The 12813-nt window shown below is 60.2% G+C and carries 12 protein-coding genes and 1 tRNA gene; 2 read left to right on the top strand and 11 right to left on the bottom strand.

Annotated features, from left to right (window positions below):
* From B4L76_RS03770 to B4L76_RS03755, 4 genes are all read right to left on the bottom strand, one after another.
* Positions 1-727 (bottom strand): hypothetical protein (locus B4L76_RS03770; RefSeq protein WP_296230593.1); only part of this gene is annotated, 727 nt, incomplete at its 3' end.
* A 2-nt stretch (positions 728-729) separates the two neighbouring features.
* Positions 730-1389 (bottom strand): ABC transporter ATP-binding protein, encoded by a 660-nt coding sequence (locus B4L76_RS03765; protein ID WP_148144035.1) that lies wholly within the window; start codon positions 1387-1389, stop codon positions 730-732.
* On the bottom strand, positions 1386-2117 hold the full coding sequence (locus tag B4L76_RS03760; protein WP_296230603.1) for an ABC transporter permease: 732 nt from the start codon (positions 2115-2117) through the stop codon (positions 1386-1388). Before B4L76_RS03760 ends, B4L76_RS03765 begins: the two co-directional genes overlap by 4 nt.
* 224 nt (positions 2118-2341) lie before the next feature.
* Positions 2342-2698 carry a hypothetical protein gene (locus tag B4L76_RS03755; protein WP_148144033.1) on the bottom strand — a complete coding sequence of 119 codons (357 nt, stop codon included), beginning with the start codon at positions 2696-2698 and terminating at the stop codon, positions 2342-2344.
* A gap of 262 nt (positions 2699-2960) precedes the next feature.
* Between B4L76_RS03755 and B4L76_RS03750 the strand changes: the two genes are divergently transcribed.
* Positions 2961-3037 (top strand) — tRNA-Pro (locus tag B4L76_RS03750).
* Between the two features lie 582 nt (positions 3038-3619).
* Here the strand turns inward: B4L76_RS03750 and cysN are convergent.
* From cysN to B4L76_RS03735, 3 genes are all read right to left on the bottom strand, one after another.
* Positions 3620-5137 carry a sulfate adenylyltransferase subunit CysN gene (cysN, locus tag B4L76_RS03745; protein WP_296230589.1) on the bottom strand — a complete coding sequence of 506 codons (1518 nt, stop codon included), beginning with the start codon at positions 5135-5137 and terminating at the stop codon, positions 3620-3622.
* Between the two features lies 1 nt (position 5138).
* Positions 5139-6044: a sulfate adenylyltransferase subunit CysD gene (gene cysD, locus B4L76_RS03740; protein ID WP_296230587.1), complete on the bottom strand. Its 906-nt coding sequence runs from the start codon at positions 6042-6044 to the stop codon at positions 5139-5141.
* 185 nt (positions 6045-6229) lie between these two features.
* Positions 6230-6988, bottom strand: a complete 759-nt coding sequence (locus B4L76_RS03735) for a Nif3-like dinuclear metal center hexameric protein (protein ID WP_296230586.1) — start codon at positions 6986-6988, stop codon at positions 6230-6232.
* A gap of 167 nt (positions 6989-7155) precedes the next feature.
* Here B4L76_RS03735 and algW point away from each other — a divergent pair, with 167 nt between their 5' ends.
* Positions 7156-8316, top strand: coding sequence for a Do family serine endopeptidase AlgW (gene algW / locus B4L76_RS03730; protein WP_296230585.1), 1161 nt, complete (start codon positions 7156-7158; stop codon positions 8314-8316).
* 30 nt (positions 8317-8346) lie between these two features.
* Here algW and B4L76_RS03725 read toward each other — a convergent pair whose 3' ends face one another.
* The 4 genes from B4L76_RS03725 to B4L76_RS03710 form a co-directional block, all read right to left on the bottom strand.
* On the bottom strand, positions 8347-9111 hold the full coding sequence (locus B4L76_RS03725) for an amino acid ABC transporter ATP-binding protein (protein WP_170032466.1): 765 nt from the start codon (positions 9109-9111) through the stop codon (positions 8347-8349).
* 10 nt (positions 9112-9121) lie between these two features.
* Positions 9122-10219, bottom strand: a complete 1098-nt coding sequence (locus B4L76_RS03720; protein WP_296230584.1) for an amino acid ABC transporter permease — start codon at positions 10217-10219, stop codon at positions 9122-9124.
* A gap of 10 nt (positions 10220-10229) precedes the next feature.
* Positions 10230-11408: an amino acid ABC transporter permease gene (locus B4L76_RS03715; RefSeq protein ID WP_296230583.1), complete on the bottom strand. Its 1179-nt coding sequence runs from the start codon at positions 11406-11408 to the stop codon at positions 10230-10232.
* A 67-nt stretch (positions 11409-11475) separates the two neighbouring features.
* Positions 11476-12504, bottom strand: a complete 1029-nt coding sequence (locus B4L76_RS03710; RefSeq protein ID WP_296230582.1) for an amino acid ABC transporter substrate-binding protein — start codon at positions 12502-12504, stop codon at positions 11476-11478.
* Positions 12505-12813 lie beyond the last annotated feature (309 nt).

Genomic DNA, 12813 nt, shown 5'->3' with positions numbered 1-12813 from the left:
TCAGCGACAGGTCGTTGATCAGCTTTTCGCTCTGGGCGATGACGAAATCGGCAACCTTCTGCGACATTTCCGGGCTGAATGCCTTCACCTGCAGGTCCATGATGCCCGAGGTCTGGTCGAAATTCACGGTCACCATGTTGCGCCAATAGGCCAGCCTGTCTTCGATCGGCATATCCGGGCTGATACCATAAAAGAAATCCATGCCCTGGCGTGCAAATACCGCATCAAGGCCAAAGGCCTCGTCGACCATCTGAACCATCCGCTCGCTCAGGATGAAGTCGACCAGTACGTAGGAATCGGAAAGCGTGCTGCCGGATGAACTTTGCGAGAACATTCCGAGCAGGTCGCTCGACGGTGCGGCTTCGATGCTGCGCACGGAGAAGGACGAGAAGCTGTGATACTGGTCGGCCGCGATGAAGGCCATGTAACCGGTGCTGACAACTGAAGGCACTGCGACCAGGGCGAGAAAACCGCCAACGATCGCCATATGCCGCGTTTTCAGTGCTGACAACCAACCCCGCTTGACAGGTTCCGGCGATGCGGGGTCTATCGTGATCTCAGGCGATGCCGGTTGGGCAGGCTGGACAGACGGAGCCGGCACGGACGCAGGGCGTTCGAGCAGCGATTCCAGTAGGCGCAGGTTCCTGCTCTTCGGCGCGGCTTGGCCGTTCTCGGAGGGCAGAGCAACTTGATTGCCTGATACGGTGTTTGGAGCCGTCTGGTTCAAAGTCAGTGCCTCTTCATATTGCTTTCATGCACGGCGATGGCCTCGTTGATGTCATCGTAGTAGGTCATCTGTCCATTTTCCAGAACGATGCCGGTCTGGCAATAGTCGCGCAACGTTCCGGTGCTGTGGGAGACCATGATCACGTCGGAATTGCTCAGCTTTTCCTTGAAGGTCTGCTGCGATTTCCGCTTGAAATTGGTATCGCCCACGGCGGTGATTTCGTCGACCAGATAATAGTCGAAATTGATTCCCATGCTCACCCCGAATGCCAGCCTAGCCTTCATGCCCGAAGAATAGGTTCTGACAGGCGCATGGTAGAATTGCCCTAGTTCGGCGAATTCGGCAACATAGGCAACCAGCTCGTCGGTATTCACGCCATAGATGCGGGCGACAAAGCGGACATTCTGCTCGCCGGAAAGATTGCCCTGGAAACTGCCCTGAAAGCCCAGCGGCCAGGAGATTTTTCCCTGCCGGATGATGCGGCCGCGGTCGAGTTCGAGCGTACCTGCGATAATCTGAAGCAGCGTCGACTTTCCCGCGCCGTTACGGCCCAAAAGCCCGATGCTCTTGCCACGCGGAAAGGTCACCGACACATTGTCGATGATCATCTTTCTCACGCCTTTCATGCGCACCTCTTTGGTTGCGCGCTCCAATCGGATCATCGGTCTCTCAGCCTTCCCCTGGATGTCGTAAATAGCACAAGCCCGATGAATACCAGGCAGGCCGCGACACTCCAGACATAGAACCCGTCATATCCGGCTGCCCGGTATTGCGGATAAAATCCGGTCCTGAATTGCATGACGATATGAGCCAAAGGGTTAAAAAGTATCACATCCTTGGCGATCGGTGGCAGTGAGTCGGGCAGGAAGAATACGCCGGAGACGAGGAAAAGCGGGCGGGTGACGATGCCATAAAGCTTTTCGTATATCGGGTACATGACGAACAGCACTGCATTCGCGAGCCCGATGCCGAGCGCGATCAGGCTCGCCGCTACCATGGCTTCCAGGATAGGCGGCAGATGGATGGAAACGGGATGGCGGACCGTGAACACGATATAACCGAGCACAACGATGGCGACGATTGTCGTCGTCACGATCTGCAGCACGTAGCGTGCAGCAACCGTGTCGATCGGCGCCACGCTCGGATAGCTGAGCAGGGCCTTGTTACCACTGACGGCACTGTTCAGATAACCGGCCAGCGCCTGGTAGAACTGGAAGCCGATATAACCGGTGGCAAAGAACAGCGGGAAGCTGGTTCCAAGCGGCGGCAGATGGGCGATCGCCATGAAGATGACGGACAGGAAGACGATATGGCTCACCGGATCGAGGAAGGCCCAGAGATATCCGCCCGGCTTTGCTCCGAAGCGCGTCGACATTTCACGCATTACCAATGCGCTGACGACACGAGCGTGAGTTGCTAGATAGGACAAGCGCGTCTGGGAACCCTGGTTGAAGAACGGCCGAAAACTGACGCCAAATTATGTCAAATCGGCGGTTTATGCTACCAAAAACAATGGCGGCTCCAGAAGGCTACCCTGATTTGCAGCCATCGCGCGTGTTCTGAAGCGTAGCACCGGTCCGGGGAGCGGTGCTACGCAAGTCTCTACAGGTGCTGTTACGCGCCGGCCAGCAGTTCCTCGCAGTAGCTCGGTCCGGTTGCGCCGGGGCGGTCGGCGGTGATCTCGATATTGCGGATCGTGTAATCGGAGGAAACGGTGATCTTGGCCGAGCAGCTGACGCTGGCGCTCTTGCCGTTCTCCAGCTTGATGCGCTTGTAGCCGCCGCGCCAGCTATAGACTGTGCTGGAGCCGGACGTAACGTCATCGAGCGGCGGATTGTATTTTGCAAAGAACTCGCCGGCAGAATGGCCGACCCAGCGCTTGGATATCGGGCTGTCGGTTATGGTAACGGTCGTGCAGCTGGAAAGTGCAAGTGCGAGAAGGGCGGTCGATGCGATGAGGCGGCGGCTCATGATCCGTGAAAATCCTTGTGTGATGGGCTGGTCCCCAAGCAATGCCTGCGGGACATATGTCATGTTCCAGCTAGCAGATTTTCCTGGCTCACCGCGAGATCACGGGACGGCTTTGACATCAAATTCTTGAAGCGCCGCTTTTTTGCAACGGATTCACGGCAGTTCCACGAGGTGCGACAAACGAATTAAGCCTTGTCACATTTTTTTCGAAAACGGTGCTTGTCGAAGGAAAAATGCTGTTCTATAGAGGCGCCACTGGTCACGGAGTGTAGCGCAGTCTGGTAGCGCACCACGTTCGGGACGTGGGGGTCGCAAGTTCGAATCTTGCCACTCCGACCAGTCAAAAGCCTTTCCGAGCAAAGGTTTCAACTCCCGAAACACTTTCTCCGAAGAATTCCTTTTCTGATAAACGGACCGATTGCGGACTGTTTCATCGCTTGGGCTTAAGAACGCGTTTGTCTGCGCGATCTGGACGTCTCAGTTTGCATGTGTGCAGTCTATTTAAATCCTTTCGCTGCCGCCTCCACTACCACGTCCGGGATCGATGAATCTCGAACCAGCAGATCCTGTATTCTCATTTTTGGGAACAGCTGAAGAGAGCCGGCGTTATCAGCCCATCGAAACCGATGGAGGTGACTATGCTTAAAGGTATCGCATTGTGGGCAATGGGAGTTCCTATATTTGTAATCGTTCTGCTCTACATGTTTGTTTTCTAGCTGCAGCCACTTGTTGCGCCATTGAGCAAAAGCAGCTCAGCCTAGCATTATCGGCTGCAAAGCAACGAACGCAGATGAAAAGGCCCGCTTTCGCGGGCTTTTTTGTTTCGGTAATTTGTGATCTGAGAGCTACTGGCGCTGAGAGTTACAACGCACTTGTCGTAACAGGAAGGCGGCTTGCGCCGCCCTCATGACATTCTTGCAGTCAGATATCGCTTCCGGCATTGGAGAAGAACTCGGCTGCTTCTGCGGCCGTCAGTCTCCTGATCTCCGCTTCGTCGCGGCGTGATGCGAACAATTCACTTGCCATCAGCTGTTCGGCCAAATCCGCAGGCAGCGAAAGCACGATGCGCTGTTCACCTTCCTTGCCGCGATGGATGCCGCCGACATCTGCGCGCTTGGCGGTAACCATGCCGCCAGCGACCGTATTCAGCGTGTCGGGATCGATCAGGACGAAGGCGCCGGTGGCGCGGTTCTGCTCATAGGCATCGAACACCGCCGGTTCTTCGAAGGAAAGATGCACCTTGCCGATCGCGTTCATCGAAAGCAGCGAGGCATGCGGCTTCCATTGTCCGGTCGACAGATCGAGCTGCAACGTGGGTTCGATCGTTACCCGCTGCCGGCGCGAGCCGCTTTTCAGCCAGTAACGCTTGCCCGGCTCGATGCCGCCCGGCTGAAGCGACACGAGCTGCGCGTCGAAGGATGTGCCGGTCATCGGCTGGCCATCGATGGAGACAATGATGTCGCCACGCGACACATCCACCTGCCGGTCGAGAACGAGCGTGATCGCATCGCCGGCGACTGCTGCATTTCGCACGAGATCGAAGGTGACGATCTGCTTCACATTGGCGACGGTGCCCGAAGGCAGGATCGCAACCGAGTCACCCGGCTTGATCGCGCCGCCTGATACCGTACCCTGATAACCGCGAAAACTCTCGCCGGGGCGCACGACACGTTGCACGGGGAGGCGGAAACCGCCGGCCTGGGTGGAACGGCTGGTGGCAAGCTCCAGCGCTTCGATCAGCGTCGGGCCTTCATACCACGGCATCGCCTGATTGCCTGAGAGAACGACATTCTCGCCCTTCAAGGCAGACATCGGAATGGCGGTGATCTGCCGCACACCGAGTGCCAATGCGAATTCGCGGAATTCGGCCGCGATCTTTTCGAACACTGCCTTGTCGTAACCGATCAGGTCGATCTTGTTGACCGCCAGCACGAACTGCCGGATGCCCATCAGCGCCGCGATCGTTGCGTGCCGACGGGTCTGTTCGAGCAGGCCGACGCGGGCGTCAGCCAGAAGGATGGCGAGATCGGCGGTAGAGGCGCCGGTCACCATGTTGCGGGTATATTGCTCGTGGCCGGGTGTATCGGCGACGATGAAGGAGCGGCGATCCGTGGAGAAATAGCGATAGGCGACATCGATCGTGATGCCCTGTTCGCGTTCCGCCTGCAGGCCGTCGAGCAGCAGCGCGAAATCCGGCAGGCCGAGATCGTTCTGCGCGCCACTGTCACGCGCAAGCGTCGCCGCCTGGTCTTCCTTGACCGCCTTGGTGTCCCAGAGAAGCCTGCCGATCAGGGTCGACTTGCCGTCATCGACTGAGCCGCAGGTGATCAGGCGCAGCGGCCGCGTATCGCGCGAAACGCGGGCGGCGGATTCGGCGAAGGGAATGACATTCGCCGAAGCAGCGACGGGCGTAGTTGTGGCTGTAGCTGTGGCGCTCATCTTAGAAATATCCCTCGCGCTTCTTCTTTTCCATGGAGCCGGACTGGTCACGGTCGATGGCGCGGCCCTGTCGTTCGGAAACGGTTGCGATTTCCAGTTCCGCGATCACCTCTTCGAGGTTGGATGCCGTCGAGCGGATCGCACCGGTGAGTGGGAAGCAGCCGAGCGTGCGGAAGCGGATCATGCCGTGCTGGATTTCTTCGCCGGGCTGGAGTTCCAGCCGCGGATCTTCCGCCAGGATCATCATCCCGTCGCGCTCCACATAGGGGCGCTCGGCGGCGTAATAGAGCGGCACGAGCGGAATGTCTTCCGCCTGGATGTATCGCCAGATATCGACCTCGGTCCAGTTCGACAGCGGGAAGACCCGGATCGACTCGCCCTTGTTGACCTTGCCGTTGTACACGTTCCACAGCTCGGGGCGCTGGTTCTTCGGGTCCCAGCGGTGCTTGCTGTCACGGAATGAGTAAACACGCTCCTTGGCCCGCGACTTCTCTTCGTCGCGGCGCGCGCCACCGAAGGCGGCATCAAAGCCATATTTGTCCAGCGCCTGCTTCAGGCCCTGGGTCTTCATGATGTCGGTGTGCTTGGAGCTGCCATGGGTGAACGGGTTGATACCCTGCGCCACACCTTCCGGGTTGACGTGGGTGATCAGCTCCAGGCCCATTTCCTCGACCATCTTGTCGCGGAAGCGGTACATCTCCTGGAATTTCCACTGGGTGTCGACATGCATGACCGGGAACGGCAACTTGCCCGGGAAGAAGGCCTTGCGCGCCAGGTGCAGCATCACGGCGGAATCCTTGCCGATCGAGTACAGCATCACCGGGTTGTCGAACTCGGCGGCCACCTCGCGGATGATGTGGATGCTCTCCGCCTCCAGCTGTTTCAAGTGCGTCAGTTTGTCGACCATGGCTACTCACGAAAAACGATCTTATGGACGGCCTGCGGGCCGTATTCGAGCGAGCCACTTTATCACAGCGAGTGCTTCTATTTAGGAGGCCGGCTAGATCGAAAAAGTCTAACCATATGACTGAAGTTTCGAGCTGGCAGGTCCGGCCTGTTCGCGGCCACGCCCGCGAAAAACCCATACCACTGTCAGATAGGATTCGGGCAATCGATGAACAGATGTTCGACGGCAAACCGCCGTGCCAGATAGTCGCCCAGCGCCTGCACCCCATAGCGTTCGGTAGCGTGGTGCCCGGCAGCAATGAAGCTGATACCGTTCTCGCGCGCACTGTGATAGGTCTGCTCGGAGGCTTCCCCGGTCAGGTACAGGTCGACCCCGGCCGCAATCGCGGTGTCGATATAGCCCTGCCCGCCGCCGGTGCACCAACCGACCCGGCGGATCATCTGCTCGCCCTCGACCAGCAACGGCTCGCGCCCCAGCACCTCCTGCACACGACGGGCGAAGTCACGCGCGGTAAGCGGTTCGGCCAGCGAACCGACCAGCCCGACCACCTTGGGGTTTTCCGGGTCCAGCGGACCTTCGACAGTAATGTCCAGTTGCCGCGCCAACTGCACGTTGTTGCCCACGTCCGGGTGCACATCCAGCGGCAGATGGAACGCCAGCAGGCTGATATCGTTGTTCAGCAGGGTCTTCAGCCGGCGCTGGCGGATGCCGGTGACGCACGGGTTTTCGCCCTTCCAGAAATAACCATGGTGCACCAGCACCAGGTCGGCCTCGGCCTCGACCGCCGCATCCAGCAGCGCCTGGCTGGCAGTGACTCCGCTGACGATGCGGCTGACCTGCGGCCGGCCCTCGACCTGCAGGCCATTGGGACAGTAATCCTGGATCTTCGCGCTGCCCAGGTAACGCTCGGCTTCCTCGACCAGGGTGTTCAGTGCGACGGCCATGAAAATCTCCTCGAATCTGCATTTTTATCGGGCACAACGCCCATGCAACGCCCGTATAATGCCGGCCATTATGGGCCGTCGCGGGCACTGGGGGAACCGGTGTATGATCGCGCGCGCTCATGCTCCACCGCGCGCCCACCGGTCTTCGCTCTTTCCAGGATTCGTTCATGTTCAAGGCTTTGCGTTACTTTGGCTGGCCCCTGCTTACCGGCGTACTGGTCGCCATGCTGATCATCCAGCGTTTTCCGGAATGGGTCGGCCTGCCCAGCCAGGACGTCAACCTGCAACAGGCACCGCAGACTTCGCGGATCATGCAGGGCCCCGTGTCCTATGCCGACGCCGTGACCCTGGCCGCCCCGGCGGTCGCCAACCTGTACACCACCAAGGTGGTGAACAAGAGCTCGCATCCGCTGTTCGAAGACCCGCAGTTCCGCCGCTTCTTCGGGGACAACCTGCCCAAACAGCGCCGCTGGGAATCAAGCCTGGGCTCAGCCGTGATCATGAGCCCCGAAGGCTACCTGCTGACCAACAACCACGTGACCAGCGGCGCCGACCAGATCGTGGTGGCCCTGAAGGACGGTCGCGAGACCTTGGCCCGGGTCATCGGCAGCGACCCGGAAACCGACCTGGCGGTGCTGAAGATCGACCTGAAGAACCTGCCGGCGATCACCATCGGCCGCTCCGACACCATTCACATCGGCGACGTGTCGCTAGCCATCGGCAACCCGTTCGGAGTCGGCCAGACCGTGACCATGGGCATCATCAGCGCCACTGGGCGTAACCAGCTGGGGCTGAACAACTACGAAGATTTCATCCAGACCGACGCCGCGATCAACCCGGGCAACTCCGGCGGTGCGCTGGTGGATGCCAACGGCAACCTGATCGGCATCAACACGGCGATCTTCTCCAAGTCCGGCGGTTCGCAGGGCATCGGCTTCGCGATCCCGGTGAAACTGGCCCTGGAGGTAATGAAGTCGATCGTCGAGCACGGCCAGGTGATCCGTGGCTGGCTGGGCATCGAAGTGCAGCCGCTGAGCCAGGAACTGGCCGAATCGTTCGGCATGAAGGACCGCCCGGGCATCGTCGTGGCGGGTATCTTCCGCGAGGGGCCGGCGGCGAAGGCCGGGTTGCAGCTGGGTGACGTGATCCTGAGCATCAACGGCGAGCCGGCCGGCGACGGACGCAAATCGATGAACCAGGTGGCGCGGATCAAACCCAACGAGAAAATCACCATCGAAGTGATGCGCAACGGGCAACAGCTGAAGCTGGTTGCCGAGGTTGGGCTGCGGCCGCCGCCAGCGCCAGCGGTGGCCAAGGAAGAGAAGTAGGAATGGGGCCGCTTTGCGGCCCCTTTTGCGTCAGTGCAGGATCTGGCTCAGGAACAACTTGGTCCGGTCACTGCGCGGCCGGTCGAAGAAGTCATCCGGCGACGCCTGCTCGACGATCTCGCCCTTGTCCATGAAGATCACCCGGTTCGCCACGGTCCGGGCAAAGCCCATCTCGTGAGTCACGCAAAGCATGGTCATGCCATCCTCGGCCAGGCCCACCATGGTATCGAGCACTTCCTTGACCATTTCCGGGTCCAGCGCCGAGGTCGGTTCGTCGAACAGCATGATCTTCGGTTTCATGCACAACGCACGGGCAATCGCCACGCGCTGCTGCTGGCCACCGGACAACTGCCCCGGGTACTTGTGCGCCTGCTCCGGAATGCGCACGCGCTCCAGGTAGTGCATGGCAATTTCCTCGGCCTTGCGCCGCGGCATCTTGCGCACCCACATCGGCGCCAAGGTGCAGTTCTCCAGGATGCTCAGGTGCGGGAACAGGTTGAAGTGCTGGAACACCATGCCCACTTCACGGCGGATGGCCTCGATCTGCTTGAGGTCGTTGGTCAGCTCGACACCATCGACCACGATGCGCCCCTGCTGGTGCTCTTCCAGGCGGTTGAGGCAGCGGATGGTAGTGGACTTGCCCGAGCCCGATGGCCCGCACAACACGATGCGCTCGCCCTGGCGCACGTTCAGGTTGATGTCCTTGAGCACATGGAACTGGCCGTACCACTTGTTCACGCCCTGCATCTGGATGATGCCTTCGGGGCCGGCAGGCTGCTTGATCGCTTCACTCATTTCGAAACTCCTAACGCTTGTGGCCAGTGTCCAGCTTGCGCTCCAGGTGCATGGAGTAGCGGGACATACCGAAACAGAAAATCCAGAACACCAGGGCCGCGAACACGTAGCCTTCGGTGGCCATGCCCAGCCAGGCGGGGTCGGCGGCGGCTTGCTTGACGCTGTTCAGCAGGTCGAACAGGCCGATGATGATCACCAGGCTGGTGTCCTTGAACAGGGCAATGAAGGTGTTGACGATGCCGGGGATCACCAGCTTGAGCGCCTGCGGCAGGATCACCAGGCCCATCGCCCGCCAGTAGCCCAGGCCCATGGCCGCGGCCGCTTCGTACTGGCCCTTGGGGATGGCCTGCAGGCCGCCACGCACCACTTCGGCTATGTATGCCGACTGGAACAGGATCACGCCGATCATCGCCCGCAGCAGTTTGTCGAAGCTCATGCCTTCGGGCAGGAACAACGGCAGCATCACCGATGACATGAACAGCACGGTGATCAGCGGCACGCCGCGCCAGAACTCGATGAAGGTGACGCATACCACCTTCACCGCCGGCATCTTCGAGCGCCGCCCGAGGGCCAGCAGGATGCCCAGCGGCAAGGCACCGACGATACCCACGGTGGCGATCACCAGGGTCAGCATCAGCCCGCCCCACTGGCTGGTCGGTACATTCTCCAGGCCCAGCACGCCGCCGTGCAGCAGGGTGTAGGCCAGGATCGGGTACAGCACCAGGAAACCCAGGCCATAGACAGCCTTGCGCGGGAAACGCTTGATGAACAATGGCGCGGCGCCAAGCACGGCAAGCCACACGGTCAGGTCCACGCGCCAGCGCAGTTCGGCCGGGTAGTAGCCATACATGAACTGGCCGAAACGTTGCTGCACGAACACCCAGCAGGCGCCCTCCTTGGTGCAGTCGGCGCGGGTGGTACCGACCCAGTTGGCATCGAGCAATGCCCACTGCAGCATCGGCGGCACGATCAACCACACAAGGTAGATGGCGAACAGGGTCAGCAGCGTGTTAAGCCAGCTGGAGAAGAGATTGGCCCGCATCCATGCGAGCACGCCGACGGTTTTCACCGGTGGCGGCATGTCGGGTTTGAAAACATGGGCATTCACTGGCGTATCCTCACCGCTCGATCAACGCAATGCGCTTGTTGTACCAGTTCATCAGCAGCGAAATGCTGATGCTGATGGCGAGATAGACACTCATGGTGATGGCAATCACCTCGATGGCCTGGCCGGTCTGGTTGAGTACGGTACCGGCGAACAGCGAGACCATCTCCGGGTAGCCGATACCGGCCGCCAGTGACGAGTTCTTCGCCAGGTTCAGGTACTGGCTGGTCAGCGGCGGAATGATCACCCGCAGTGCCTGGGGGATGATCACCTTGCGCAGGGTCGGGCCCTCGCGCAGGCCCAGCGAGCGCGCGGCCTCGGTCTGGCCATGGCTGACCGAACGGATACCGGAACGTACGATCTCGGCAATGAACGCGGCGGTATAGATGGTCAACGCCAGGGTCAGCGCCAGCAACTCGGGAATCAGCACCCAGCCACCGACGAAGTTGAATCCTTTCAATTGCGGCACTTCCCAGTGCACCGGGTCGCCGAACAGCAGTACACAGGCACCCGGAATGGCGATGAACAGTGCCAGCCCCACCCAGAACTTGTGGAATGGCTCGCCGGTTTCATCGAAGCGCTTGTTGGCATAGCGCACCATCACGACGATGGCCAGTACGGCCAGGCCCAGGGCAATGACGAACGGCCAGAAGCCGTCGGCCATGGACGCACCAGGCATGTTCAGGCCACGGTTGCTGATGAAGAAGGTGTCCTGGAAGTTGATGCTGCCGCGCGGCCCTGGCAGGGTCAGGAACACGGCGAAGTACCAGAACAGGATCTGCAGCAACGGCGGGATGTTGCGGAAGGTTTCCACGTACACGGTCGCCAGCTTGTTGATCATCCAGTTCGGCGACAGCCGTGCCACGCCGATGATGAAGCCGAGGATGGTCGCCAGGACCACGCCGATGAAGGTCACCAGCAGGGTGTTGAGCAGGCCGATGACGAACACCCGCGCATAGCTGTCGGATTCCACGTAGGGGATCAGGTGCTGGGCGATGCCGAAGCCGGCACTGCGTTCGAGGAAGTCGAAGCCCGAGGTGATACCTCGGTGTTGCAGGTTGGTCTGGGTATTGTGGAACAGGTACCAGCCCAGACCGACCACGAAGGCTATCGTGAGGATCTGGAACAGCCACGCACGCACACGTGGATCGCTCAGGGATAACCCCTTTTGTGCGCCAATTCGATTTTGCATGAAGTGCCCCGGAAAGTAGGGTTCCGAACAACCTGCGGCGGCAGGATGCCGCCGCAGGGTGCAGCCATCAGCGCACCGGTGGTGCGTACTGGATGCCGCCGTTGTTCCACAGGGCGTTCATGCCACGGTCGATCTTCAGGTCGGTACCCTGGCCCAGGTTCTTCTCGAACACTTCGCCGTAGTTGCCGACTTGCTTGACGATCTGCACTACCCAGTCCTTGGGCAGCTTGAGGTCCTTGCCATACTCGCCGTCCGCACCCAGCAGGCGGGCGACGTCCGGGTTCTTCGTGGCCTTGGCCTCGGCTTCGACGTTCTTCGAGGTGATGCCGGCCTCTTCGGCGTTGAGCATGGCGAACAGGGTCCACTTGACGATGCTGAACCATTCTTCGTCGCCTTTACGCACCACCGGGCCCAGCGGCTCCTTGGAGATGGTTTCCGGCAGCACCACGTAGTCGCCCGGCGCGGCCAGCTTGGAGCGCTGGGCGAACAGTTGCGACTTGTCCGAGGTCAGCACGTCGCAACGGCCGGACTCCAGCGACTTGGCGCTTTCGTCGGAGGTGTCGAAGGTGATCGGGGTGTATTTCAAGCCATTGGCGCGGAAGAAGTCCGATACGTTCAGTTCGGTGGTGGTACCAGCCTGGATGCAGATGGTCGCGCCATCGAGTTCCTTGGCGCTGGAAACGCCCAGCTTCTTGTTGACCAGGAAGCCGACGCCGTCGTAATAGGTGACACCGGCGAACACCAGGCCCATGCCGGCATCGCGCGAGCTGGTCCAGGTGGTATTGCGTGACAGCACGTCGACTTCGCCCGACTGCAGCGCGGTGAAGCGTTCCTTGGCGTTGAGCTGGCTGAACTTGACCTTGGTCGCGTCGCCGAACACGGCAGCGGCGACGGCACGGCACACATCGGCGTCGATACCAACGATCTTGCCCTGCGCATCAGGTACCGAGAAGCCTGGAAGACCGTCGCTCACGCCACACTGGACGAAGCCCTTCTTCTTCACCGCATCGAGGGTGGCGCCGGCCTGGGCATTGCTCACGGCGCCCAGTGCAGCGGCAGCGGTCAGGACTGCCAGGGTGGTTTTCAACATCTTCATTCACAACCTCCAAATCGCTCTTGTTGTATCGAGCCGGAATTGCACCGCACCCTTTTGAGGCGTATCCGACCCGTATTGGCTTGTTATTGGGTCAATTGGCGCAATGGGCTGTTCTATGACAGCCTTCGCGTGCAAAGGGTGTTACCGTCACGGCCTGCCCTTTGCATCGGAGGTTGAATTGCAAAGCGCGTACCAGATTGTCTGGCTGTAGCGATTAAGCGCTCGTCAAGTAGGGAAAGTTGTATCGTTGCGACATTCTTTTTCAGACAATCATTTCCAGCGCCTTCTTTTCACGCACGCCACAACGAG

The organism is Pseudomonas sp. UBA4617, assembly GCF_002386445.1.
In the GTDB taxonomy this organism is placed as follows: domain Bacteria; phylum Pseudomonadota; class Gammaproteobacteria; order Pseudomonadales; family Pseudomonadaceae; genus Aquipseudomonas.
Note: the sequence above shows the minus strand (reverse complement) of the source record. Positions and strands in the feature narration are given on the sequence as shown.

Excerpts from the sequence above, each read along its gene's own strand:
- B4L76_RS03765 (WP_148144035.1), bottom strand. The coding sequence starts at position 1,389 with ATGATCCGATTGGAGCGCGCAACCAAAGAGGTGCGCATGAAAGGCGTG.
- B4L76_RS03755 (WP_148144033.1), bottom strand. The coding sequence starts at position 2,698 with ATGAGCCGCCGCCTCATCGCATCGACCGCCCTTCTCGCACTTGCACTT.
- cysN (WP_296230589.1), bottom strand. The coding sequence starts at position 5,137 with ATGAGCGCCACAGCTACAGCCACAACTACGCCCGTCGCTGCTTCGGCG.
- cysD (WP_296230587.1), bottom strand. The coding sequence starts at position 6,044 with ATGGTCGACAAACTGACGCACTTGAAACAGCTGGAGGCGGAGAGCATC.
- B4L76_RS03735 (WP_296230586.1), bottom strand. The coding sequence starts at position 6,988 with ATGGCCGTCGCACTGAACACCCTGGTCGAGGAAGCCGAGCGTTACCTG.
- algW (WP_296230585.1), top strand. The coding sequence starts at position 7,156 with ATGTTCAAGGCTTTGCGTTACTTTGGCTGGCCCCTGCTTACCGGCGTA.
- B4L76_RS03725 (WP_170032466.1), bottom strand. The coding sequence starts at position 9,111 with ATGAGTGAAGCGATCAAGCAGCCTGCCGGCCCCGAAGGCATCATCCAG.
- B4L76_RS03715 (WP_296230583.1), bottom strand. The coding sequence starts at position 11,408 with ATGCAAAATCGAATTGGCGCACAAAAGGGGTTATCCCTGAGCGATCCA.
- B4L76_RS03710 (WP_296230582.1), bottom strand. The coding sequence starts at position 12,504 with ATGAAGATGTTGAAAACCACCCTGGCAGTCCTGACCGCTGCCGCTGCA.